Source organism: Kribbella sp. NBC_01245 (genome assembly GCF_036226525.1).
GTDB lineage: Bacteria > Actinomycetota > Actinomycetes > Propionibacteriales > Kribbellaceae > Kribbella.
This window is the reverse complement of record NZ_CP108487.1, coordinates 4,346,024-4,368,117: the sequence shown is the minus strand read 5'-3', so window position 1 is coordinate 4,368,117 and position 22,094 is coordinate 4,346,024. Positions and strand designations below refer to the sequence as shown.

The following is a 22,094-nucleotide window of genomic DNA, read 5'->3' as shown; positions in this document are numbered from 1 at the left end:
TGTCATCCACCCAGATATTCGTCGTCGCCGGGGTAAACGACCCCGGTCTGTCTGCGGGCCTCGTCGAGCAGTTCGAGGATGTCGATGGTCTCGTCGTGCGGGAACGCCGGGCATTCGAACAACCCGGCCCGTAGCGATCTCATCACCTCGGCTGCCTCGTAGTGGTACCCAAGTCCACTCTTCGGTACGGCGATCTGCTCGTCACCCGCCGCCGTACGGCGCACGTAGTGGTCCGGGTGATGCCAGCGTCCCGGCAGCATCAGACTGCCCTCAGCCCCACTCACGGAGGCGATCCAGGGCAGTTGCGCGGTCATCCCGCAGGTCAGCGAGGCCATCGCGGCCGGGTATTTCCAGATCATCGATGTGACCAGATCCACACCCTCGTCGCTCAGCTGGGCCATCGCCGTCATCGCCTCGGGCTTGCCCAGCACCATGTACGCGAAGGTCGCCGGGTAGATGCCGAGATCGAGTAGCGCGCCGCCGCCGAGGTCCGGCCGCAGCAGCCGCTCGGGTAGTTGCGGTTTGAAGAAGCCGAAGTCCGCGAGCACCTGCAACGGTTCGCCGATCACGCCGCTGCGGAGGTCCTCGAAGTACGCCTGGATGACGGGATCCGTCCGCATCCACATCGCCTCGGCGAACAACGTGCCGGTACGACGCGACAGCTCGACCAGATCGCGGCCCTGCCGGGCGTTGAGCGTGATCGGTTTCTCGCACAGTACGGCGATGCCGGCGTCGAGCGCGGCCCGGGCGACCGCGTAGTGCTGCGGATGCGGCGTACCGATGTAGAGCACGTCGACGGCCTTCGAGTCGATCAGCGCGCGATAGTCGTCGAAGCGCTGGGCGATGCCGTGCGTCTCGGCGAACCGGTCCGCGGCGGCCATCGACCGGGACGCGACCGCGGTCACCTCGGCGTCCGGCAGTAGCGCGAGGTCCTTCGTGAAGGATCCCGAGATGTTGCCAGTGGCAACGATGCCCCAGCGGACTACGTCCATGGTCTGAACTCCGGTAGTGGGAAGGGGCCGTGCGTGGCGACGCGGATCGTCTCGAAGGCGTGCGCGAGCTGGATCAGCGTGGCGTCGCTGCCCGCCGTACCGCTGAAGAGCAGGCCGACCGGGAGGCCCTCGACCAGACCGGACGGCACGCAGACCAGGGGATAACCGGCCAGCGCCGCGTGCGTCGACGAGCTGCCCAGGACGTTGTCACCGTTGACGAGATCGATCGTCCAAGCCGGCGAGTAGGCGGGCATCACGAGGGCGTCGAGCTCGTGCTCCTTGAGCAGGTTGTCGATGCCGTCGCGGCCGGTCCGCAGGCCCGACATCCTGGCCGCGACGTACGCCGGATCGTCCAGGCCCTTGGTCTGTTCGGACTGCTCGAACAACTCCTGGCCGAAGTGCCGCAGTTCCGTGTCGGCGTGCGCCCGGTTGTAGGCGATGAGGTCCGCGAGCGTGCGCGGTCCGCCCTCGGCGCGGGTGGCGAGATAGGCCGCCATGCCGGTCTTGAGCTCGTGGCAGGGCACTAGTAATTGCTCGTCCTGGCTCGGCGTCGGCAGGCTCAGCCCGTCCACGATGGTGGCGCCCGCGCGGGAGAGCAGCGCGAGGGCTTGCTCGCTGACGCGGTCGAGCCCGCGGGAGTAGCCCCACGCACTGCCTCTCGGTACGCCGATGCGCTTGCCGGCGAGCCCGTCATCTACACAGACGGCGGCGTAGTCGATGCCGCTCCCACCGTTTGTTGCGAGCACGGAAAGGAGAGTCGCGGCAGCCCGGACGGTTCTCGCCATCGGGCCCGCGGTGTCCTGGGAGTGCGAGATCGGGACGATGCCCTGCTGCGGGATCAACCCGACGGTGGGTTTGATGCCGACGACCCCGTTCAGGGCGGCCGGGCAGACGATCGACCCGTTCGTCTCGGTGCCGATGGCCAGCTCGGCCAATCCGGCCGCGACCGCCGCGCCCGAGCCGCTGGAGGAACCGCCCGCGGACCGGTTCAACGCGTACGGGTTGCGGGTCAGGCCGCCGTACGCGCTCCAGCCGGAGGTCGAGCTCGCGCCGCGGAAGTTGGCCCATTCGCTGAGGTTGGTCTTGCCGAGGATGAGGCAACCCGCGGCGCGCAGGCGCTGGACCAGGGGAGCGTCGTACGCCGGCGGCGGTTGGCTCGCGAGGGCGTTCGAGCCGGCGGTGGTGGGAAGGCCCGCGGTGTCGATGTTGTCCTTGACCAGCACCGGGACGCCGTGGAGCGGGCTCCGGGCGCGGCCCGCGGCGTACTCCTCGTCGAGCCGGGCGGCGTCGGCGCGCGCGGCCGGATTCGGCGTACAGACCGCTCGGACCAGGGGGTCGATCTCCTCCAGCCGGGCCTGCAACGCCTCGACTTGAGCGCTCGCACCGACCCGGTCGGACGAGGCGGGGAACGGTCGGGTCGCGGTCACACCAACGATCCTGCCAGAGTCACACGGCCAGCCCCGGAGACACGGTGTCACCAAAACTGTCGGCGCCATCCGGCATGCTTAGTGCCCTGCGTCGGAGGTTCCTTGGCGCTTGCGGCGCCCAGGCACGCACCTCACGGCGCTGGTGGACCATCCACGATGCTCCGCATCGAGGACGCTCCTCCAGCACCGCGATGCACGCACCTGGACACCGCAATCACTCAAGGAACCTCCGACGCAGGGCACTTGGACACGTTGCGCCCGGGGACCGTGGTGAATGACATCGCTGTTGTTCAGCACGTACAGTGGGGCGCGGACGGACGATCACCGACCGCACACGGGAGTCACCAGCCGATGGACAGCGCGAACGCAGCAGCCGCCGACACCGCAGCTCAGCAGGCCATCGAGGGCCTGTCCGAGCGCGACGGCGCTATCCTGGGTTTCGAGCGCCACTGGTGGAAGTACGCCGGCGCCAAAGAGCAGGCCATCCGGGACCAGTTCCAGATGTCCGCCACCCGGTACTACCAGGTCCTGAACGCGTTGATCGACCGCCCGGAAGCCCTCGCGCACGACCCGTTGCTGGTCAAGCGCCTGCGCCGCCTGCGGGCCGCCCGCCAGCGGGCCCGCTCGGCGCGCCGTCTCGGGATCGAAGTCTGAGCGAACTCATGGCACCGGCCGGTGGTTCCCGCACCCGCGACCAGCGGGGTCAGGTCCTCTCGTCCCTGGTCGCGGTCGCCGCGGTGGTGGCGATCGTGGCGGGACTGCTCTTCCTTTTCGGCACCCGCGGCACCGAGAGTGCCGCCAAACCGCCGCCCGCACCTTCCACTGCGGTGAGTACGGCGACCGTGTCCGTCACGCCTCCGATCAAGGCCGCCAGCACGCCGTCGCCGACTCCGACCGCGAGTGTTCCGGTCGACAAGCGTCCGCCCGTCGAGGTCTACAACAACACTCGTCGCAAGGGTCTGGCCGAGCAGGTCGCCGAGCGTGCCCGGGCTGAAGGCTGGAAGGTCGTCGGCGCCGACAACTGGAAGGGCAAGATCGTCACCAGCACGGTCTACTTCCCGCCGGGGATGCAGGCCGAGGCCCAGCAGCTGGCGACGTCCCTGGCCATCCCCCGGATCAAGGACGCCCTCGAGAACATGAAGGCCGACCGGCTGACCGTGATCCTCACCGCGGACTACCTCGGTCGATGAGCACACCCGAGCTGAAGACGGTCGCCGGGCGGACCGGCTGGGAGGCGATCATCGCCGACCCGGGTTCCGCCGTATTGGGCACCGACTTCGATGGCACGCTCTCGCCGCTCGTCTCCGACCCCGCGATGTCGCGCCCGACCGAGGGCGCGCTGGATGCCCTGGCCCGGTTGAGCCGGTCGCTACGGCAGGTCGCGATCGTCACCGGCAGACCCGCGCTCGTGGCCACCGAGCTGTCGGGTGCAACGGCTCACGGCGGTCTGGGATCGCTTGTGGTGCTTGGGCATTACGGGCTTGAGCGGTGGGACGCGACGACTGGTTCGGTGACCAGCGACCCGGTTCCGGCCGGGGTCGAGACGGCCCGGGCGCGGTTGCCCGAGTTGCTGGCCTCGTTGGGACATCCCGACGCCTTCATCGAGGACAAGGGCGCGTCGCTCGCTGTCCATACCCGGCGGATGGATGCGCCGGACGAGGCATTCCAGGAGTTGCGCGGGCCGCTTGGCGGGTTGGCCGAGGGGGTCGGGCTTCGGCTTGAACCGGGCAATCTCGTGCTTGAGCTGCGACCGCCGGGCGTGGATAAGGGTGTGGCGTTGCGCCGACTGGTGGGCGAGACCGGTGCGCGCTCGGTGCTGTACGCCGGGGACGACCTGGGCGACCTGGCCGCGTTCGCCGCGATCGACGCCATGCGGGCGGATGGGCTCAACGCCGTACTGGTGGCGGCTCGTTCGTCCGGCGCGGCGGAGTTGATCGAGGCGGCCGACATCGTGGTGGATGATCCGGCCGGCGTGGTCACCGTCTTCATCGCGCTTGCGGACGCTATTGCCGCCCGCGGCTGAACGCTTTCAACAGCGAGCGGGGTTGGCGTTCGTGGTAGCCGCCGTCGGCCAGGCCGGCGAGTCGCTCGAACGGGTTGCGCGAGGCGGGATCGCCCGTGCGCAGTAGCGACCAGCAGGCGCCGATGCCGTACAACGGGAGCATTGGCAGGCCGATCAGCCAGAAGTACTGCCAGGAGTGGCGCTCCTCGTGCTTCACCAGGTCCGGGCTGTTGTCGAAATACGCCCGCTCGTGTTTGGTCAGCACCACGTTGCCGATCGTGAAGGCGCCGGCGATCGGGAAGCCCAGCTTGTACCCGGTCGCGTAGAACAGCCCGCGCGGTCCCAGGCTGAACTGCGCCCGCCCGATCAGCATCACCAGCAGCCCGGCGAGCGTACTGAGATTGAGGAAGTTCACCACCAGCTTGAAGCGCTGCCACCCCGTCATCTTTCGAGTATGAGCCGGGCGGCGAGCCTTGTCGCGTGCTCGGCGGCGGGTTGTCGGTGCGGCAGTGCAGACGGCGGGTCGTCGGTGGGACAGTGCAGGCGTCGGGTTGTCGGTGCGGCAGTGCAGACTGGGCACGTGACTTCGGTGATGGCTTCGATGACGCGGCGGTGGGTGCCGGGGCGGCCGGTCGACCCGCAGCTGCTGATCGGGTCGTTGCGACGGGGTGCGGGCGATCCGACCTACCGGTTCGACCGCGATACCCGCACGGTCTGGCGCGCGACGCGGGCGCCGGACGGCCCGGTCCTGCTCCGCCTCACGCCGTACGGCGCACTGGGGGAGATCGAGGCGGAGGCCTGGGGGCCCGGCGCGGCCTGGGCGTTGGACGGTGTGCCCGAGCTGCTGGGTGATGCCGACAGCTGGGACGGGTTCGAGCCGCGGCATGACGTGCTGGCCCAGGCGGCCCGCCGGTTCGCGTACTTCCGCGTCCCTCGCACCCGGGCCGTTTTCGAGGCGATGGCCGCCGCCGGTATCGAACAGGTCGTCACGGGCAAAGAAGCCTTCCGGGCTTGGCGTGTGCTGGTGAAGACGTACGGCGAACCGGCACCGGGCTCTGCTGCTTCGGAGGCGCTGTGGGTGCCGCCGACGCCGGAGCAGTGGCGGTTGATCCCGTCGTGGATGTGGTTGCGCGCGGGCGTTGATGGTCGACGGTCTCGCGTCGTGATCACGGCGGCTACTCGGGCCAAGGCGCTCGAACGTACTTTGACAATGGCTTCCGCCTCCGACGTTGAGCGGGCCCTGCGGTCATTGCCGGGCGTCGGTGTTTGGACTGCCGCGGAGGTACGACAACGCGCGCACGGCGACGCGGACGCCTTCTCCTTCGCCGACTACCACGTCTCGCGCAACGTCTCGTACGCCCTGACCGGCGAAGAACTCGACGACGACGCCACCGCCGAACTCATCGAGCCCTACCGAGGCCACCGCTACCGCGTCCAGCGCCTCCTAGAACTCTCCGGCCCTGGTCATCCCCGCTACGGCCCGCGAATGAGTCTGCCCAGGCACACCCCTGGCGCGACACACCGATTGCGCTGATGTCACTTCCTGCAATTTGCCCGGCCGCCGTAGCCGATCGGGCCCGTTAACCTCTACGCTCCGCCGGTGAACCGCCGACCACGCATCGCGCTGACCGCCGTACTCGCAATATCGGCCGGTCTACTCACCGCCTGCGGCAGCAACCAGCCGAACGGCGGCGCCCCCACGCCCTTCGACGCCCTGACCACCCAATCTGCCCAGACCACCCCTTCGCCCGGGACCTCGGCCGCGCCGCCGAAGCCCGCGCGCCTGTCGGCGCAGGCGGCCGCGGCCAAGTTGAAGGTGGCCCAGCGCGCACAGGTCAAGGCCGACACTGCTCGCTTCGTGCAGTCGCTCGTGGTCGACGCGCAGAGCGACGGCGTCCTCACGACCCGGCTCGACGGGCGCTACCGGATCAGCACCCGCAGTTCAGAGGGCGTCATGACGAATACCGGGACCGGTACCTTTGCCACCCAATTGGGAACGGCGAACGGTGCCGTTTTCCGGATCCGCGTGATCAAACAGAACAGCTACCTGAACGTGCCGATGTGGCCCGTGAAAATGCGGCACTGCTGGATGGCCCAGACGGCGGATGAGGTGTTCGCGGCGGCCGGGTTGGAGGCCAAGGGCGAGGCGACCATGCCCGCCGCGAATATGGAGACCCTGATGTCCGGGGCGGCGTCAGGTGGCGAGGGCGATGAGCTCACCGGTTCGGTCGACGTACTGCCCGCGGTCGCGTTGTTCGGCTCTGGCGTGATGGGCAAGCTGAAGCGGCCCGAATCCCTGACCGGCCGGATCCCCGCACGCTTCCGGGTCGGCCCGGCCGGTGTGGAGAAGGTCACCATCGCCGGCAAGCCGTTGGCCGGCGTACTGCAACGTACGAAGCAGGGCTTCACCACCGACGGCTTGGCCACGATCGACGCGATGACCGTGACGATCACGTACTCGAACTGGCGCACACCGGTATCGGTCCAACGCCCACCGAAGTCCCTCCTTCTAAAGCCCACCCAAAAAACCTGCGGCCCCTAGCCCACCCGCCCCTCGGCCGTTTTTGCGACACCTCGCGCCTGGCTTCACGACACACCGTGCCTGGCTTCATCGGTCCCTTCTGACGCGGCGTGTCGGCCTTGATCGGTCTCTTCTGACCAAACCCCGGCGTGTCATCGGGCCCTTGTGACGCGGCGTGTCGGCGTTCATCGGTCCCTTCTGACCATGCGGCGGCGGGTCGTCGGACTCTTTGAGCACGGCTGTCGCGGGCATGCTGAAACAGTGTTTTCGCTCTGCTGAAACACCGTTTCCTTGACTCGCATTTGGTCACAAGGGACCGATGAACGCCGACACGCCGCGTCACAAGGACCCGATGAACGGGATACGCGGCGTGCCCGGGAGGGAAGGGGGCGCGTGAGATTTGGCGTCTCGGATGGTGGGACTGGGGGACGGAATGTGGGATGGGTTGGGTAATCTCGGTCGTGCTCATCCAGAGGGACTGAGGGAAACGGCCCGTTGAAGTCCCGGCAACCCTCCCCGTTGACGTCTCGATCCGGAGACCGACGCGGTGGAACGGTGCCAAATCCGTCCCGTGCCGAGATCCGGATGCGGGGAAGATGAGGAGGGAACTCCGCATGAGCCTGACCACCGCTCCCGCGACACACACGATCCGCGAAGGCGCCTTCGGCAATGCCACGCATCTGAGCTGCCGGGCTTGTGGCGCGCAATCCCCGCTCGGCCCGTTCTACGCCTGTATGGAGTGCTTCGGTCCGCTCGAAGTCGGGTACTCCTACGGCACGGTGACCCGCGAGCAGATCGAGGCCGGACCCAAGAACATCTGGCGTTACCAGCCGCTGCTGCCGGTGCCGACCGATGTGGCGAGCTTCCCGAATACCGAGCCCGGTTTCACCCGCCTGGTCAAGGCCGACAACCTGGCTCGCGAGCTCGGCCTGAAGACCCTCTGGGTGAAGGACGACTCGGGCAACCCGACCCACTCCTTCAAGGACCGGGTCGTCGCGACCGCCCTGAGCGCCACCCGTGAGCTCGGGCTGACCGTCTTCGCCTGTCCCTCCACCGGCAACCTGGCCAACGCCGTCGCCGCCGCGGCGGCCCGGGCCGGCATCCGCTCGGTCGTGTTCATCCCGAGCGACCTCGAGCGGCCGAAGATCATCACCACCGCGGTGTACGGCGGCACGCTGGTCGCCGTTGACGGTAACTACGACGACGTGAACAAGCTGGCCTCCGAGATCGCCGGCGAGGAAGAGGGCTGGGCCTTCGTCAACGTCAACGTCCGGCCGTACTACTCCGAGGGTTCGAAGACGCTCGCCTTCGAGATCGCCGAGCAGCTCGGCTGGCGCCTGCCGCAGCAAATCGTCGTACCGGTCGCCTCGGGTTCGCAGCTCACCAAGATCGACAAGGGTTTCACCGAACTGCAGAAGCTCGGTCTCGTCGACGCCGCCGAATACAAGGTGTACGGCGCGCAGGCGACGGGCTGTTCCCCGGTCGCGCAGGCCTTCCGCGACGGCCACGACGTGGTCAAGCCGGTCAAGCCCGACACCATCGCGAAGTCGCTGGCGATCGGTAACCCGGCCGACGGGCCGTACGTGCTCGACGTGGCCCGCCGTACTGGTGGCGCGATCGAGGACGTCACGGACGAAGAGGTCATCGAGGGGATCCAGCTGCTGGCCCGGACCGAGGGCATCTTCGGCGAGACCGCGGGCGGGGTAACGGTCGCGACGCTGAAGAAGCTGATCGAGACCGGTCAGCTCGATCCCGAGGCCGAGACCGTCATCATCAACTCCGGCGACGGGCTGAAGACGCTCGACGCCGTCGCCGACCGGGTCGGCCCGAAGGTCACCATTCCCGCGACGTACGACGCTTTTGTGAAGGCAGGTCTGCAGTGAGTGTGAGTGTGCGCGTTCCGACCATCCTGCGGGCCTACACCCAGGGCGTCTCCGAGGTCTCGGTAGAGGGCTCGAACCTGAGCGAGGTGCTCGAGTCGCTCGACGTGTCGTACCCGGGGATCAAGTCCCGGGTGCTCGACGACGCGGGCGAGCTGCGGCGATTCGTCAACATCTACGTCGACAACGACGACGTCCGCTTCGCCGAAGGCCTGCAGACGTCCATCAAGGACGGTGGCCAGGTCTCCATCATCCCCGCCGTCGCCGGCGGCTGACCCCGCCCACCCACGCTTCGCGGATCCCGCTCATCCCCTAGCGTTCATTCGTCGGAATCCGCCCCCCTCAGCACAGCGGACCAGTACAGGGTCCGCGGCGGCAGGGGGCGGATTCCGACGAATGAACGCATGCTTGTGGCGGCTACTCGCCCGGCGCCAGGGTTTTGGCGAGGAGGCGGGCCGTGTTGGCGACTAGGGCGTCGTCCCAGATCGCGTCTTGTGCGGGCTTGGTGGTGTAGACCGCCAGGACAAGCGGCGTACCGGCAGTCGTCCACGTGACGCCGACATCGTTCGCGGTGCCGTAGTCGCCTGAGCCTGTCTTGTCGGCGAGCGTCCACCCTGCCGGGAGGCCCGCGCCGAACCGCTTCTTGCTGGTGGTGTTGGCCTTCAGCCACGCCGTCAGCTGATCGCGATCGGCGGGCGTGAGCGCATTGCCGAGGACCAGTCGGCGGAGGTTGGCGCCCATCGAGCCGGGCGTCGTGGTATCCCGTACGTCGCCGGGGATGGCCGTGTTGAGCTCGATCTCGTACCGGTCGAGCCGCGTGTACAGGTCACCCATCGACCGGCAGAACCTCGTGATGCCGTACGGCCCGCCGATCTGGCGCAACAGCAGATTCCCCGCCGTGTTGTCGCTGTAGCAAATCGCGGCGTGGCACAGGTCCGCGACCCGCATGCCCTTGCCGACGTGCTTCTCGGTGATCGGCGAGTTCACCACCAGATCCTTCTTGGTGTAGTGGATGACCCGGTCGAGGAACTCCCCATCGCAGTCCCGATCGCGCAAGATCGCCGCGGCCGCGAGCAGCTTGAACGTCGAGCACAACGCGAACCGCTCGTCCGCCCGATAAGCGATGGTCGCGCCAGTCAGGGTGTTCGTCGCGTAGACGCCGAGCCGGGCGCCGTGCTCCCGCTCCAACTTGCGGAGCTCTTCATAGGCAGCCCCGTACGTCTGGGCCGACGCCGCCGCATCGGCGGATCGAGTCGCGTCGTTCTCGTTCGGCGGCGTCGCGGTAGCGGGCAGACCAGTGAGCGTGCTGCCGGCCAGGAGGCCGGTGGTGGAGACGGCCAGGCCGGTGCCCAGCAGGGAACGGCGGGAGATCTCGCGCTTCATTCGCACTCCGTTTCGACGGTGTCGGATCGTGCCGAGCCAATCAGCGCGCCTTGGCTCATGTCCAAGCGATATGGAGCATGCTCCGATAGCTTTTTGATATAAGTAGCCGATGGACCTGCTCGCCCATCTCGAGGCGTACGTCGTGATCACGGAGGAAGGCAGCTTTTCCGCGGCCGCCGACGTGCTGCACATTCCGCAGCCGGTGCTGAGTCGGCGGATCAAGATCCTCGAGCAGCATCTCGGCGGCGATCTCTTCGACCGTTCCCGACGGCAGATCACCAGCACCGATCTCGGCATCCAGTTGCTGCCGCATGCGAAGGACGTGCTGAGCCGCGTCGACCACCTCCATCAAATGGCCCGCACCGCGCTGGCCTCGACCGCGCACGCCCTCGGCGTACCGCCCGACTGCGATCCGGCCGCCCTGGCCCGCGTGATCCGCGCCGGCGCCGACCGCGGCATCACGATCGGCGTGCACGAGTTGTCCGCCGACGACCGGGCGGTCGGCCTCGCGGACGGCTCGCTGGCGGTCGCGCTGCTGCGGGTACCACCCGAGGCGGCGGCGTACGACGTACCGCTTGGCCTGGCAGCCGCCAAGCCGTTGACCGGGTCATTCGGACGGCGATCGGTGCACTTGGAAAGCCTGCGGCCCCGGCGAGGTGCTGGGCCCGCAGCTGCGCCGGCGATCCTGCTCACCGGCGAGGACGGGATCGGCTTCGCGGCCGAGCGCTTCCGCAAGGCCGCCGCGCGTGCGGGGCTGCCCGAGGGACGCGTTCGCGACGTCGCGTCGGTCGCCAGCGCAGTCGCCGAGACGCTCGCGGGTGATGCGTTGTTGCTCTGCGCCGAACCGCTCGCCCTGCGGTACAACTTGGCGTGGTCCGCCTTGGCAGACCCGACGCTCCACCGGGGCTACGAGCTAGCGGTGGCCACCCGGCGAGTCGGCAACCCACTCGTCCTCGACTGGCTCGAGCCCCTGCTCGCGGAGGCGATCGGCAGCCAGTCGGCAGCGCCCTACGCCCAGCACGACACGAGGCATGACACGAGCCAGGGCGCGAGGCAAGGCACGAAACCCGACGCGAAGCCTGGCACGACGAACCGAGCCGACGAACCAGACCAACGCGCCCGATTGGCGGCCCACGGATGACAACACCGACGACCTACCGCCAGCCGGCGTACGTCGCGAGTACGGCGGACCTGCTGGCCGTTGCCGAGGCGATCCACACCCAATGGCAGCAGGTCGGCGCGACCGGCCACCTGCTGGCCCAGAATCTCGACACCACTGCCGAATTCGGGTTCGACGTCGACAACGCCGTACCGCTCGCCTCGGTCGCGAAGGTCCCCCTCGCGTTGGTCGTGCTGGACGAGATCGCGACCGGCGTACTCGATCCGGCGACGCCCGTCACGATCGACCCGGAGACCAAGAGCGTCGGCCCGACCGGCGTGGCCGCGTTCCGGCATCCGGTGACGATCGCGGTCGGCGATCTGCTGCACCAGATGCTGACCGTCAGCGACAACGCCAGCGCGGACGCATTGCTCGACCTCGTCGACGTACAGACGATCGACGCACGCCTGCGCGAATGGGGATGCGACGGCGTCCGCCTCCGCCATCGGCTGCAACGGATGTACGAATGCGTCGCGGGAGTCGCCGGCGACGACTTCGGGCTCGCCATGGAGCTCGCGATCCGCGATGACGCCGTCGGCCTCTACTCGATCGAGACCCTCGACCCGGCTCATGCGAACGCCGGTACCGCCCGAGCCCTGGTCGACCTACTGCAACGGATCTGGCTCGACCGCATCTCCCAGCCGAGTGCCACCGCCGAGCTACGTCGCCTGATGGGCATGCAACTCTTCAAGCACCGACTCTCAAGTGACCTTCAACTCGACACCGTCCGAGTCAGCGGCAAAACCGGCACCTTCCTCCACCTCCGCCACGAAATCGGCGTCATCACGTCCGACTCCGGCGACCGCATCGCCATCGCCGCCCTCACCCGCTCCCAACGCCGAGCCGACATAGCCCACGACATCGACCTAGCCATCGGCTCCGCCGCCCGCACCGCCTTCGAAGCCCTCCGCACCTGATCGGGTACCCGCGGACGTTTTGCGATGAGAAGGTGACGCTGGGTAAGCTTCGCGCGAGTCGAGGCGACCGCAAACCCCGGCCGGTGGGTCGTCGGCGAAGTCGCCGAGAAGCCAAGGGATGAAGGGTTTGGGCTATCTCCGCTCGAGACGCTGGGCCTCGGAACTGGTTCGACACACCGGGAAAGCGCAGAGCGCCTGAATTTGCGCGAAGGATGACGACCGCCGGCCCATCGTGCATCCCGAGGCGTCGATTCAAGTCGTAGTTCGGGGAGTCCCGCCCGTGTCCCAAAGTCAAAACCCCGGCGGTGTGGCCTGCTCGTGAGAGCTACCAGGGACCGTTCCGGGGTCTTCGCAAACAACATTACCACGTTGCCACATTGGAGGTGAGGTTCGATGAACAGCTCAGACTTGCAGCGATTGGTCGCGAGCGCTGGCAGCCAACACTTCGGCGACCCGCGATTCGCCGCCTACGTGAGCAGTTGCGGCGGCGATGTAGAGGGGGCATTGGTGTTCTACCAATGGAACGTCGAGACCTCGGGGGCGATGTGGGAAACGATCGGACATCTTGAGGTCGTGCTACGCAACAGAGTGGCTGGTCGACTCGCACACCGGAACCATCGGCTCGGTCGGGCAGGCTCTTGGCTGGACACCTCCCTACGCGATCTCGACTACAAGGCACGTCAGGACATCGACAAGGCCTGCGACCGGCTGCAGCGTAAGGGCAAGCCAGTCAGTGATGGACAACTCATCGCCGAGCTGAGCTTTGGGTTCTGGCGGTTCTTGTTCGCCCGGCGCTACGCCACTACGTCTGTGGCCAGACATCGCCCGTGCATTCCCGAACAGTCCCGACCGGCGTCGCGAGACCATCGAGGCGCCTGTTGTCCGGCTTCACGAGTTCCGCAACCGACTCGCTCACCACGAGCGAATCTGGAACCAGCCGCTGACCGCCCTCTACGGTGACGCTCTCACCATCGTCAGGTTCATCGACAGCGACCTGTCCGATTGGGTTTCTGCCCAGTCCCGAGTTCCCGAGCTGCTGGCCGGCTGCCCGCAGCCGCGACCACATCCCTGACCGCAGCCGGCGGTTCGCCGCGCATGGTCAACAAACCCTCGCCACCACGTACGGCGCCGCCGAGGTCGCCGACATCGCCCAAGACATCGACCTCGCCATCGGTGCCGCCGCCCGGACCGCCTTCGAGGCCCTCCGCTACTGATCCGGTGACGCCTCCTTGCCGGGATCGCTAGGGGCGTTGGCGAAGTCGGCTGCGGTCAGGCCGTATGAGTGGCCGGGTGGCCATTCGACGAGCTCGATCTGGTAGCCGTCCGGATCCTCGAGCCAGGTGATCTGCGGTCCGTCGGGGCCGCCCGGCAGCTCGGTCGGGCCTGGGATCAGGCCGCGGCCGGTCAGCGTCGCTAGCGTCTCCGCGAGGTCGTCGGTCTGGATCGCCAGGTGGTCGAAGCCGCCGACGTCGACCGGGCCGGCGTTGGGGCGGTAGACCAGCTCGAGCGTGGCAACTGGCTCCTCGGGGAAGCTGAGGAGGGCGAGGCGGCCGCCGTCGTCGAATGCGACTCGGCCGAGTTCGACGTACCCCAGCGCGGTGTAGAAGGCGAGCGACCGTTCGAGGTCGGAGACGCGGTAGGCGACGAACAGCGTCCTCACGAGTGGGCCGCCGTGCTTGGCGGGATGTTCTGGTTGAGGTGGAAGAGGTTGTCCGGGTCGACGGCGTCCTTGAGCGCGGTCAGCCGGGCCAGCTTCGCGGGCGGGTAGGCGCGTCGGACGCCGGCCACGCCGTCGTCGCCGAGCACGTTGACGTACGCGCCGCTCGCGAACGGCTCCAGCCCGGCCGCGCTTTCCCGGGCGGTCGCGATCCGGGTCGCGTCCTCGGCCGGGTCCGTCCAGCGGGCGGCGCCGACGTACTCGAAGGCGGTCGCGCGCTGGCTGAACGCCATGGCGTCGTCCGGCACCTCCGCGATCGCCCCGCCGTACGCCTGGAGGCTGGCGCCCACGGACGGGTCGTGCTTGAGGAGTACGTCGATCGCGCTGTCGGTGAGTTCGTGGAAGTAGTGTCCCTTCCAGTAGCGGCGGATGGCGTGCCCCTCGATGCTGTCCTCGCGGCGCTGGAGGTCGAGGTACGACAGCTCCACCACTCGCCGCTCGCTTGGCCGGCCGAGCGTCTCAAGGGCCCGGGCGTGCTCCCGACCCTCCGCCGGATCGCCGACCCAAACGAAGCCGAGGGTCACGACGCCGCGCATCACCGACGCGGCGTACGTCGCGCTGCGGGGCGCGGTCGCGGCCAAGTCGCGCCAGCGGCCCATCGCCGACGCGGCATCCGCAACCCCGTCCGCGATCGGGAATTCCAGCTCAACGCTAAGTGCCCGCGTACCGGTTTCGTGCAGCTGGAACTCGAACTCCGTCACCACGCCGAAGTTCCCGCCACCACCACGCAATCCCCAGAACAGCTCGGCGTTCTCCTCCGCCGAAGCGCGGACGACGTCGCCGGCCGCGGTCACCACCTCGCACGACAGCACGTTGTCGCACGACAAGCCGTACTCCCGGGCGAGCCAGCCCATCCCGCCACCCAGGGTGAGACCGCCGACCCCGGTATGCGAGACGTTGCCGGCCGTCGTGGCCAGCCCGTGGGGTTGAGTGGCCGCGTCGAGCGCGCCCAGCAGAGCGCCACCTTGAACCCACGCCCGTCGCCGTTCCACGTCGACGCGGACCGCGCCCATCGGGGTCAGGTCGATCATCAGCCCACCCTCGGGCACCGCCAGCCCGACCACGCTATGCCCGCCGCAACGTACGCCGATCTCCAAACCCTCGCGACGAGCCAACGCGATCGCGGCCACGACGTCCTGGGTCTCCCGGCAACGGGCGATCAACGCCGGCCGACGATCCACCATGGCGTTCCACACCCGCCGCGACTCGTCGTACCCCTCGTCACCCGGCCGCAAGAACTCGATGCCCGCCATGCGCACTACCTCCGTCGTGAACGCCGCCCCAAGGAATGGCCACTGTAAAACGCCACGGAGTCATCCGGTCGTTGTCTAAGAAAGGGCTGTCGGTGAGGATGGCCCGATGCGTGCGATCTTGATCGAGGAGTACGGCGTGGCGCCCGTGGTGGCGGACGTTCCGGACCCGGCAGTGTCCGATGGCGGCGTGGTGCTGAAGGTCGAGGCGACCGGGTTGTGCCGGAGCGATTGGCACGCCTGGCAAGGCCACGACCCGGACATCGTGTTGCCGCATGTGCCGGGGCACGAGTTGGCCGGGACGATCGCCGCGATCGGCCCGGGGGTTACCGATTGGGCCATCGGCGATCGGGTCACGACGCCGTTCATCTGTGCCTGCGGCGAATGTCGCGAGTGCCTCGAGGGCAACCACCAGGTCTGCCCGAACCAGCTTCAGCCGGGCTTCAACTATTGGGGTTCGTTCGCGGAGTACGTCGCGTTGCCGTTCGCGGAGGTCAATCTCGTCCGGCTGCCGGAGGACGTCGACTTCGACACCGCGGCGGGCCTCGGTTGCCGGTTCGCTACGTCGTACCGGGCCGTCCATCAGGTCGGCCGGGTCCAGCCGGGGGAGAAGGTCGTCGTCTTCGGTTGCGGTGGCGTCGGGCTCTCCGCGGTGATGATCGCGGCCGCGCTCGGTGCCGAGGTCTTCGCCGTCGACACCAACCCCGCGGCGCTTGCCCTCGCCACCACGTACGGCGCCGCCCACGTCCTCGACTCGGCGGACCGATTGGTGGAGATCACCGGCGGCGGTGCGGACGTGACGATGGACGCGCTCGGCTCGAACCAGCTCGTGCAGGACGCCTTGCGCAGCCTTCGCCCGCGAGGCCGTCACCTTCAGGTAGGCCTGTTGCCGGACGGCGTACAGCTCGATGTGTCGCGGTTGATCGGCCAGGAGTTGCAATGGCTCGGCAGCCACGGCATGGCCGCGCACGCCTATCCCGAGATGCTGGACCTGGTCGCGGACGGCACGCTCAAACCCGCCGACCTCGTCACCCGCACCATCGGCCTCGCCGAAGTCCCAGCGGCCCTAGCCGCCTTACCCACGCCCAAGGCGACCCCCGGCGTTACCGTGATCCACCCCTGGACGCCTTGAGCGCCGGCCCTTTAACCGCCAGCGTCAGCATCAGGCTGGTGAGGCGTTCGCGGGTAGCGGCCAGATAGCTGTCCGGATCTTGGAGTGCGCGCTGGAACCCCTCGAGCTCCTCGTCCGAGATCGACTCCGAGAAGGTCCGGAGCTCAGTCAGGTCAAGACGCCGGTTGAGCTCGTTCACCGTGTCGCGCCAACGGTGCAACTGATCGGCCAGGGCCGCTTCGCGCTGGCGGGCCAGAATTCCGGAGACGAGCGCCGAGTCGACCGCGGAAATGACCAACCGCGGATAGATCTGCCGCCTCCGCCCGTTCGTCGCGGTGAAGCGCTCGTCGGCGAGCAGGCGCTGGTTCTCCTCGAGCTCGTCGCGAACCGCCCGCAGGATCTCGCTACGCCGCTCGGCCTCGCTGGTCAGCCGTTCGACGAAGATGCCGGTCAGACCCGCCACCAGGGTGAGCGAGTTGACCGCCGGCTCCCAGCGGCTGTTGTCCGGCCAGAAGAACCACACCACGCCGAGGCCGAACGCGACGGCCAGCAGGCCATACGTGACGACCGTGACCACGGTTCGCCGTACGCCGCTGTCCGTCAGCAAGTCAACGCGCCCACATCTCGTCGGCGATGGTCCGCCGGCTCGCCTGCGCGCTCTTAGGGGCCAACAGCAACAAATCCAGCCCGAACGGCGAGGGGCGGCGGGTCCGGCGGAACGGGGAGTGCGCGTTCTCGACCAGGGTGAGATCGCAGGCCGCCACCAGCCGGTCCAGCCGCTCGGCCGAGAACTTCCGGGTGGTGTAGAGCCGGATCGTGTCGCCCGGTTCGAGCACGACGTCGGTGTGGTCGGGCAGTCCCATCACCAGCGGCTCGTCGGTGGTGAACAGGACCTTCACCAGCAACGCGTCCCCGTCTTCGGTGACGGAGCCGCGGAACTCGACCATCGCCAGGTCGATGGGGAGATCGGTGTTGTACCGCAGGGCGCTGGTGACGAACTCGGTGAACGCCCGGGTCCGGTGGTACTCGTCGGCGGCCGCCTTCGCCGCGTCCTCGTTGATCTGGGTGGTGGTCGCGACCTCGAGCAGCAATCGGTCCTGCGGCCGGAGCACGCTGGCGATCGTGTCGAGAACATCCTCGTCACTGTCGAAGTTGGCCAGCGTGTTACCGGTCAGCGTATAGAGCAGCGGGTCGTCGCCGACGAGCCGCGCCAGCATCTGGCCGAGCTCTTCCATGTTGTCGACGAGGGAGAAGTCGAGCTGCACCGGCAGCACCTGCGTCATCGGGAAGCGGATCCCACGGACGGGCTCCTGCGTGCCGAGGCGGAGCATCTCCGAGCTCATGTCGACCGGGATGTAGAACAGGTCGGGTTTCGCCGCGCGCAGATCCTCGAGGATGACCCGGTCCTTCTGGCCGGTGCCGACGCCGAGACTGACGAAGTGGAAACCGTCCTTCGCGACATGCGGCCGGATCTTCTGCCAATGCCGGACGAACGACTCCGCGCCCGCCTTCATCACCAGGTAGAACGGGTCGCTGACGGCATGCGCCCACGCGATCGTCGGGCCGATTCCCCAATAGGAGAAGCCCGAACTGATCTGCTTACCGTCACCCGTCTCGGAATGACCGGCGCGCAGATCGCTCGTGAGCGCGGCCAGTTTGTCGGTCTGGTCCTCACCGACGAGTAGCAGCGACCAGGCGAAGTCGTCGTCGGCCAGCGCCTTCTCGAGGTTCCGGATCACGTGGACCGGCTCGCTCACAACCACCCCTCACCCTCACGGACTGTGTCGGGTCAGGGTATCGGCAACGCCGTGTCAGCGCGCGCCGAATCAGATCGGCTTGACGTCCTGCGCCTCGCGCCCCTTCGGCCCGTCCACCACCTCGAACTCGACCAGCTGGCCGTCGTCGAGGGTCTTGTAGCCGTCGGAGACGATCTTGCTCCAGTGGACGAACACGTCGTCCTGGCCGTCGACCGCGAGGAAGCCGTAGCCCTTGTCCGCGTTGAACCACTTCACGGTGCCGCGCACCATCGAAACTCCCGTTGCCGATCGAAAACCGGATACGTAGAGCTTAGAACAGTCAGCTCCGGCTGGAGGCGCCCAACCCGATGACACCGGCAACGACCACCAGCAGGGCCACGCCGACTCCGAGGTTCCCGCCGTTGAGTACGCCGTACCGGACGAACATCCACAACCCGGCGGCTCCGGCCAGCAACGCGCCCGCGATCACCCCGGCGGCATCCGGCCTGAAGGGACGAGTGGAACAGGGCTTCTTCTGCAGGTCGCTCATGGCCGCTCCACCACAATGCTGCCGGTGGTGAGATCGAGATCGAGCTCGACCGAGTCGGGCCCGGCCACCTTGTCGGCGCCGAGATCGGAAAACGTCAGCTCGGCCTGGTAGCCGCCCTTGTCGCGATCGAAGGCTTGCACGTGGCCCATCTTGACCTGTCCGACGCCCGTCACGTCCACATTCTTCGGCAGTTGTACGACGATCTCCCCGGCCTTACCGCTCGCGGAGATCTTGGCGCCCTTCTCGAATTTCGCCTTGGTCAAGTCGATCCGGATGCTGCCGGCGTCGACCTGGAACGCCGGCGTGGTCGCCGTGATCGGGGTCTCCGGCGATGCCACGTAGTTCAGGTCGCGCACCCGCGGCACGGTCGGGAAGACCTGCGTCGCGGCGACGCCAACGGCCAGCAGGATGCCGACCGGCAACAGCCCGAGCGTCTTGCCGGCGAACCCGCCCACGAGCATGCCGAGGCCGAGCGTGGCCAGTCCGATCGCCAGCATCAACGGCAACGACGCCTGCGCGATCCAGGCGATGGCGATCGCGAGCAGGGTGGCGGACAACACCAACGGCTTGACGATCCGCAGACCCGGATTCGCCCGTACGGCGGGTTGGGCCGGGCGTGGCGCGGGCGCTTCGTCGACGTACAGGCCTAGCGGGTCGTCCTCGGTCCAGACGGGCTGCACCGACGTACGAGTGGTGTCCTGGGGGCGCTGGCTGTCCTGCGGTCGCACCGGAGCGGCTGGAGGCGTTGTCGGCGGCACGGGGGACTGGCGAGCGCCCTTTTTCTTGTAGAAGAAGACGTACCAGATCACGCCGATGACGACGATGGGGCCGAGTTTGAACGGGCCCGAGTCGACCGACGACGCGATCCCGATCGCGATGAAGACACCGATACCGATCACCGTCGGCCACAGCCACGGGTGGTCGGTGCGGACGCGATCGCCGAGCACGTCCTGCGCGACCGAGCGATCCGTACCGTCCTGGGGCATCAGCAGCCAGGCGGCCAGGTACAACGGCAGACCGGGGCCGAGCACGATCAGCACGCCGATCACGACCCGGATCAGGACCGGGTCGATGTCCAGCGCGCGGCCGATCCCGCTGCACACACCGGCGACGAGGCGATCCGACCGGCTGCGGCGCCAGTTCTGCACCTCGCGCAGCCGCTGCGGGTCGAAACCTCCGGCCGGTCCGCGGCCACTCGAGTTCTGCTCCATGACATCGATAGTGTCGCCTATCCACCCGCTGTGACATCGGGGATGACCCTCTCGCGACCCCGGCTGACCTCGGTCGGCCCTGCTCGCCCGGTCGATCGGCCAGGTTGCCTCGGGGATGACCCCGTCTCGACCCTGACTCGCGCGCGCCCGCGGTTGAGGTGCCGCTCCGGGGGTGCCCGCTGGTTTCGGCCCGCCCGGCGTGTGACGATCGTGGGGATGACACAACCAGCCCACGCCGCAGCGCAGTCGGAGGGTCCCCCGGGTCCCGCCGCCGCGCAGGAGGCGCCACGTGTGCCGCCGGTGGAGGACCCGCCGGCGGTTCGGCGCGCGTACCGGCGTACGACGGACCGCTATATCGGCGGCGTCGCGGGCGGTATCGCGGACCACCTCGGCATCTCGGCGCACGCGGTCCGGCTGACGTTCGTCCTGGTCACGGTCTTCGGTGGGTTCGGCGTCCTCATCTACGCGACGTTGTGGTTCCTGATGCCGCTGGCGCCGCCGCCGGGTCCGGCCGCGCCCGGGCTGGACGCGGCCACCAAGTTCGGCCTCCGTACGGAGCAGCCGAAGCCGCCGCCGTCCGGCAAGACCTCGAACAAGGGTCAGCCCGCGGCGATGATCGTGTTCGGCGCGGGCATGCTGCTGCTCTTGCAGGTGATGGGCCTCGGTATCGCGGGCAAGCTCTTCTGGCCGATGGTGATCGCGGGCACCGGTCTCGCGCTGATCTGGCGGCAGGCGGACGACAACCAGCGCAACGAGTGGTCGAAGGTCTATCCGCGACTGCCGTTCCTCGGGCTGCTGCTCGGCAAGCGTGGGTTCGGCCCGATCATGCGGCTGACCGTCGGCGTGCTCCTGATCGCGGGCGCTGTCACGTTGTACCTCGTCCAGGTCGGCAAGCTCTCGATGCTCGGCGACGTCCTCGTCGCGCTACTGCTGGCCATCGTCGGCGTCGGCCTGATCGCCGGGCCCTGGATCCACGGCCTGAGCCGCGACCTGACGAACGAGCGCAGCGAGCGCATCCGGACCCAGGAGCGAGCCGATATGGCCGCGCACCTGCACGACTCGGTGCTGCAGACGCTCGCGCTGATCCAGAAGCAGGCGAACGATCCGAAGGCCGTCGCCCGATTGGCCCGGGCCCAGGAGCGGGACTTGCGTTCCTGGCTGTACGACGAAACCGACGACAGCGACAAGACGCTCTCGGCAGCGGTGAAACGGGCCGCGGCCGAGGTCGAGGACGCCCACGGCGTACCGATCGAGGTCGTCACGGTCGGGGACTGCGAGCTGACCGACGGGGTGTCGTCGATGGTGCGGGCGGCGCGCGAGTCGATGGTGAACGCGGCCAAGCACTCCGGCGCGGACAAGATCGACGTGTTCGTGGAGGTCGACGGCGACCGGGCGGAGATCTTCGTCCGCGATCGGGGCAAGGGATTCGACCCTGAGCAGGTGCCCGAGGACCGGCTCGGGCTGCGGCACAGTGTGATGGGCCGGATGGAACGGCACGGCGGCCGCGCTACCGTGCGGTCGAATCCGGATACGGGAACCGAAGTACGACTGGAGATGGACAGATGAGCGGCGTGCAGAGGCGAGTCGTCGTGGTCGACGATCACGACATGTTCCGGGCCGGTGTGCGCAGCGAGATCGGCGCCTCGGTCGACATCGTGGGCGAGGGGGCCGACGTCGACTCGGCGGTGAAGGCGATCGTGGCCGGCGAGCCCGACGTCGTCCTGCTCGACGTCCACCTGCCCGGCGGTGGTGGTACCGAGGTGATGAAGCAGGTCCACCAGCGTCATCCCGAGGTGAAGTTCCTCGCGCTGTCGGTCTCCGACGCCGCCGAGGACGTGATCGGCGTGATTCGGGCCGGCGCCCGCGGTTACGTCACCAAGAACATCAGCGGTACCGAACTGGTCGACGCCATCGGCCGGGTCGCCGACGGCGACGCCGTCTTCTCACCCCGCCTGGCCGGCTTCGTCCTGGACGCCTTCTCCGGCGCCATCGACATCGCCTCGGTCGACGAGGACCTGGACCGGTTGTCCCAGCGCGAGCGCGAGGTACTGCGCCTGATCGCCCGCGGCTACGCCTACAAAGAGGTCGCCCGCGAACTCTTCATCTCGGTCAAGACCGTCGAGACCCACGTCTCAAGCGTCCTCCGCAAACTCCAACTCTCCAACCGCCACGAACTAACCCGCTGGGCCACCGACCGCCGCCTCGTCTAACTGCCGCCTTTGCATTCATTCGTCGGAA

24 protein-coding genes and 1 riboswitch are annotated in these 22,094 nt (G+C 68.3%); of the genes, 13 read left to right on the top strand and 11 right to left on the bottom strand.

Annotation, left to right across the window (positions count from 1 at the left end):
- Window positions 1-2: 2 nt before the first annotated feature.
- Together OG394_RS19415 and OG394_RS19410 are read right to left on the bottom strand one after the other, a co-directional pair.
- The gene (locus OG394_RS19415; protein ID WP_328988389.1) at window positions 3-992 is read right to left on the bottom strand and encodes a Gfo/Idh/MocA family protein; all 990 of its coding nucleotides are present in this window, start codon (window positions 990-992) and stop codon (window positions 3-5) included.
- Window positions 983-2,419 (bottom strand): amidase, encoded by a 1,437-nt coding sequence (locus tag OG394_RS19410; protein WP_328988387.1) that lies wholly within the window; start codon window positions 2,417-2,419, stop codon window positions 983-985. Before OG394_RS19410 ends, OG394_RS19415 begins: the two co-directional genes overlap by 10 nt.
- 351 nt (window positions 2,420-2,770) lie before the next feature.
- Here OG394_RS19410 and OG394_RS19405 point away from each other — a divergent pair, with 351 nt between their 5' ends.
- The 3 genes from OG394_RS19405 to otsB are packed head-to-tail and all read left to right on the top strand — an operon-like array spanning window position 2,771 to window position 4,442.
- A complete protein-coding gene (locus tag OG394_RS19405) occupies window positions 2,771-3,073 on the top strand; it encodes a DUF3263 domain-containing protein (RefSeq protein WP_328988386.1) in 303 nt (100 codons plus the stop codon).
- Between the two features lie 8 nt (window positions 3,074-3,081).
- On the top strand, window positions 3,082-3,609 hold the full coding sequence (locus OG394_RS19400; RefSeq protein WP_328988385.1) for a LytR C-terminal domain-containing protein: 528 nt from the start codon (window positions 3,082-3,084) through the stop codon (window positions 3,607-3,609).
- The gene (gene otsB, locus OG394_RS19395) at window positions 3,606-4,442 is read left to right on the top strand and encodes a trehalose-phosphatase (RefSeq protein ID WP_328988384.1); all 837 of its coding nucleotides are present in this window, start codon (window positions 3,606-3,608) and stop codon (window positions 4,440-4,442) included. The genes OG394_RS19400 and otsB overlap by 4 nt, the downstream gene beginning before the upstream one ends.
- On the opposite strand, the gene OG394_RS19390 is transcribed toward otsB, so the two are convergent.
- The gene (locus OG394_RS19390) at window positions 4,423-4,866 is read right to left on the bottom strand and encodes a hypothetical protein (RefSeq protein WP_328988383.1); all 444 of its coding nucleotides are present in this window, start codon (window positions 4,864-4,866) and stop codon (window positions 4,423-4,425) included. The genes otsB and OG394_RS19390 overlap by 20 nt on opposite strands.
- 135 nt (window positions 4,867-5,001) lie before the next feature.
- Here OG394_RS19390 and OG394_RS19385 point away from each other — a divergent pair, with 135 nt between their 5' ends.
- The 4 genes from OG394_RS19385 (at window position 5,002) to OG394_RS19370 (ending at window position 9,097) form a co-directional block, all read left to right on the top strand.
- Window positions 5,002-5,955 carry a DNA-3-methyladenine glycosylase family protein gene (locus OG394_RS19385; RefSeq protein WP_328988382.1) on the top strand — a complete coding sequence of 318 codons (954 nt, stop codon included), beginning with the start codon at window positions 5,002-5,004 and terminating at the stop codon, window positions 5,953-5,955.
- 66 nt (window positions 5,956-6,021) lie between these two features.
- Window positions 6,022-6,963: a hypothetical protein gene (locus OG394_RS19380; RefSeq protein WP_328988381.1), complete on the top strand. Its 942-nt coding sequence runs from the start codon at window positions 6,022-6,024 to the stop codon at window positions 6,961-6,963.
- Window positions 6,964-7,404: 441 nt separating this feature from the next.
- A riboswitch (SAM riboswitch) is annotated at window positions 7,405-7,545 on the top strand.
- Window positions 7,546-7,556: 11 nt separating this feature from the next.
- Window positions 7,557-8,825: a threonine synthase gene (thrC, locus tag OG394_RS19375; protein ID WP_328988380.1), complete on the top strand. Its 1,269-nt coding sequence runs from the start codon at window positions 7,557-7,559 to the stop codon at window positions 8,823-8,825.
- Entirely contained in the window at window positions 8,822-9,097 is a 276-nt protein-coding gene (locus OG394_RS19370; RefSeq protein WP_328988379.1) for a MoaD/ThiS family protein, read from the top strand. Before thrC ends, OG394_RS19370 begins: the two co-directional genes overlap by 4 nt.
- A 142-nt stretch (window positions 9,098-9,239) precedes the next feature.
- Here OG394_RS19370 and bla read toward each other — a convergent pair whose 3' ends face one another.
- Window positions 9,240-10,205 (bottom strand): class A beta-lactamase, encoded by a 966-nt coding sequence (gene bla, locus OG394_RS19365; RefSeq protein ID WP_328988378.1) that lies wholly within the window; start codon window positions 10,203-10,205, stop codon window positions 9,240-9,242.
- Between the two features lie 109 nt (window positions 10,206-10,314).
- On the opposite strand from bla, the gene OG394_RS19360 reads away from it, so the two are divergent.
- From OG394_RS19360 to OG394_RS19350, 3 genes are all read left to right on the top strand, one after another.
- Window positions 10,315-11,346 (top strand): LysR family transcriptional regulator, encoded by a 1,032-nt coding sequence (locus tag OG394_RS19360; protein ID WP_328988377.1) that lies wholly within the window; start codon window positions 10,315-10,317, stop codon window positions 11,344-11,346.
- A complete protein-coding gene (locus OG394_RS19355) occupies window positions 11,343-12,281 on the top strand; it encodes a serine hydrolase (protein WP_328988376.1) in 939 nt (312 codons plus the stop codon). Before OG394_RS19360 ends, OG394_RS19355 begins: the two co-directional genes overlap by 4 nt.
- A gap of 956 nt (window positions 12,282-13,237) precedes the next feature.
- Window positions 13,238-13,495, top strand: coding sequence for a hypothetical protein (locus OG394_RS19350; protein ID WP_328988375.1), 258 nt, complete (start codon window positions 13,238-13,240; stop codon window positions 13,493-13,495).
- Here OG394_RS19350 and OG394_RS19345 read toward each other — a convergent pair.
- Together OG394_RS19345 and OG394_RS19340 are read right to left on the bottom strand one after the other, a co-directional pair.
- A complete protein-coding gene (locus OG394_RS19345; protein ID WP_328988374.1) occupies window positions 13,489-13,941 on the bottom strand; it encodes a VOC family protein in 453 nt (150 codons plus the stop codon). The two genes, OG394_RS19350 and OG394_RS19345, sit on opposite strands and share 7 nt — an antisense overlap.
- Window positions 13,938-15,251, bottom strand: coding sequence for an FAD-binding oxidoreductase (locus OG394_RS19340; protein WP_328988373.1), 1,314 nt, complete (start codon window positions 15,249-15,251; stop codon window positions 13,938-13,940). The genes OG394_RS19345 and OG394_RS19340 overlap by 4 nt, the downstream gene beginning before the upstream one ends.
- Before the next feature lie 106 nt (window positions 15,252-15,357).
- Here OG394_RS19340 and OG394_RS19335 point away from each other — a divergent pair, with 106 nt between their 5' ends.
- Window positions 15,358-16,380 (top strand): alcohol dehydrogenase catalytic domain-containing protein, encoded by a 1,023-nt coding sequence (locus OG394_RS19335; protein WP_328988372.1) that lies wholly within the window; start codon window positions 15,358-15,360, stop codon window positions 16,378-16,380.
- On the opposite strand, the gene OG394_RS19330 is transcribed toward OG394_RS19335, so the two are convergent.
- The 5 genes from OG394_RS19330 to OG394_RS19310 form a co-directional block, all read right to left on the bottom strand.
- Window positions 16,352-16,966, bottom strand: a complete 615-nt coding sequence (locus tag OG394_RS19330; protein ID WP_328988371.1) for a hypothetical protein — start codon at window positions 16,964-16,966, stop codon at window positions 16,352-16,354. The genes OG394_RS19335 and OG394_RS19330 overlap by 29 nt on opposite strands.
- Window position 16,967: 1 nt before the next feature.
- Window positions 16,968-18,116, bottom strand: a complete 1,149-nt coding sequence (locus OG394_RS19325) for an L-histidine N(alpha)-methyltransferase (RefSeq protein WP_328988370.1) — start codon at window positions 18,114-18,116, stop codon at window positions 16,968-16,970.
- A 69-nt stretch (window positions 18,117-18,185) separates the two neighbouring features.
- On the bottom strand, window positions 18,186-18,386 hold the full coding sequence (locus OG394_RS19320) for a cold-shock protein (protein ID WP_328988369.1): 201 nt from the start codon (window positions 18,384-18,386) through the stop codon (window positions 18,186-18,188).
- A 49-nt stretch (window positions 18,387-18,435) separates the two neighbouring features.
- Window positions 18,436-18,645, bottom strand: a complete 210-nt coding sequence (locus OG394_RS19315; protein WP_328988368.1) for a hypothetical protein — start codon at window positions 18,643-18,645, stop codon at window positions 18,436-18,438.
- Entirely contained in the window at window positions 18,642-19,856 is a 1,215-nt protein-coding gene (locus OG394_RS19310; protein WP_328988367.1) for a PspC domain-containing protein, read from the bottom strand. Before OG394_RS19310 ends, OG394_RS19315 begins: the two co-directional genes overlap by 4 nt.
- A 216-nt stretch (window positions 19,857-20,072) precedes the next feature.
- On the opposite strand from OG394_RS19310, the gene OG394_RS19305 reads away from it, so the two are divergent.
- Window positions 20,073-21,422 carry an ATP-binding protein gene (locus tag OG394_RS19305; RefSeq protein ID WP_328988366.1) on the top strand — a complete coding sequence of 450 codons (1,350 nt, stop codon included), beginning with the start codon at window positions 20,073-20,075 and terminating at the stop codon, window positions 21,420-21,422.
- Window positions 21,419-22,066 carry a response regulator transcription factor gene (locus OG394_RS19300; protein WP_328988365.1) on the top strand — a complete coding sequence of 216 codons (648 nt, stop codon included), beginning with the start codon at window positions 21,419-21,421 and terminating at the stop codon, window positions 22,064-22,066. The genes OG394_RS19305 and OG394_RS19300 overlap by 4 nt, the downstream gene beginning before the upstream one ends.
- The last annotated feature ends 28 nt before the right edge of the window (window positions 22,067-22,094 follow it).

Coding starts and splice junctions, on each gene's coding strand:
- OG394_RS19415 (WP_328988389.1), bottom strand. CDS start 992: ATGGACGTAGTCCGCTGGGGCATCGTTGCCACTGGCAACATCTCGGGA.
- OG394_RS19405 (WP_328988386.1), top strand. CDS start 2,771: ATGGACAGCGCGAACGCAGCAGCCGCCGACACCGCAGCTCAGCAGGCC.
- OG394_RS19400 (WP_328988385.1), top strand. CDS start 3,082: ATGGCACCGGCCGGTGGTTCCCGCACCCGCGACCAGCGGGGTCAGGTC.
- otsB (WP_328988384.1), top strand. CDS start 3,606: ATGAGCACACCCGAGCTGAAGACGGTCGCCGGGCGGACCGGCTGGGAG.
- OG394_RS19390 (WP_328988383.1), bottom strand. CDS start 4,866: ATGACGGGGTGGCAGCGCTTCAAGCTGGTGGTGAACTTCCTCAATCTC.
- thrC (WP_328988380.1), top strand. CDS start 7,557: ATGAGCCTGACCACCGCTCCCGCGACACACACGATCCGCGAAGGCGCC.
- bla (WP_328988378.1), bottom strand. CDS start 10,205: ATGAAGCGCGAGATCTCCCGCCGTTCCCTGCTGGGCACCGGCCTGGCC.
- OG394_RS19360 (WP_328988377.1), top strand. CDS start 10,315: ATGGACCTGCTCGCCCATCTCGAGGCGTACGTCGTGATCACGGAGGAA.
- OG394_RS19355 (WP_328988376.1), top strand. CDS start 11,343: ATGACAACACCGACGACCTACCGCCAGCCGGCGTACGTCGCGAGTACG.
- OG394_RS19340 (WP_328988373.1), bottom strand. CDS start 15,251: ATGGCGGGCATCGAGTTCTTGCGGCCGGGTGACGAGGGGTACGACGAG.
- OG394_RS19335 (WP_328988372.1), top strand. CDS start 15,358: ATGCGTGCGATCTTGATCGAGGAGTACGGCGTGGCGCCCGTGGTGGCG.
- OG394_RS19320 (WP_328988369.1), bottom strand. CDS start 18,386: ATGGTGCGCGGCACCGTGAAGTGGTTCAACGCGGACAAGGGCTACGGC.
- OG394_RS19315 (WP_328988368.1), bottom strand. CDS start 18,645: ATGAGCGACCTGCAGAAGAAGCCCTGTTCCACTCGTCCCTTCAGGCCG.
- OG394_RS19310 (WP_328988367.1), bottom strand. CDS start 19,856: ATGGAGCAGAACTCGAGTGGCCGCGGACCGGCCGGAGGTTTCGACCCG.
- OG394_RS19305 (WP_328988366.1), top strand. CDS start 20,073: ATGACACAACCAGCCCACGCCGCAGCGCAGTCGGAGGGTCCCCCGGGT.
- OG394_RS19300 (WP_328988365.1), top strand. CDS start 21,419: ATGAGCGGCGTGCAGAGGCGAGTCGTCGTGGTCGACGATCACGACATG.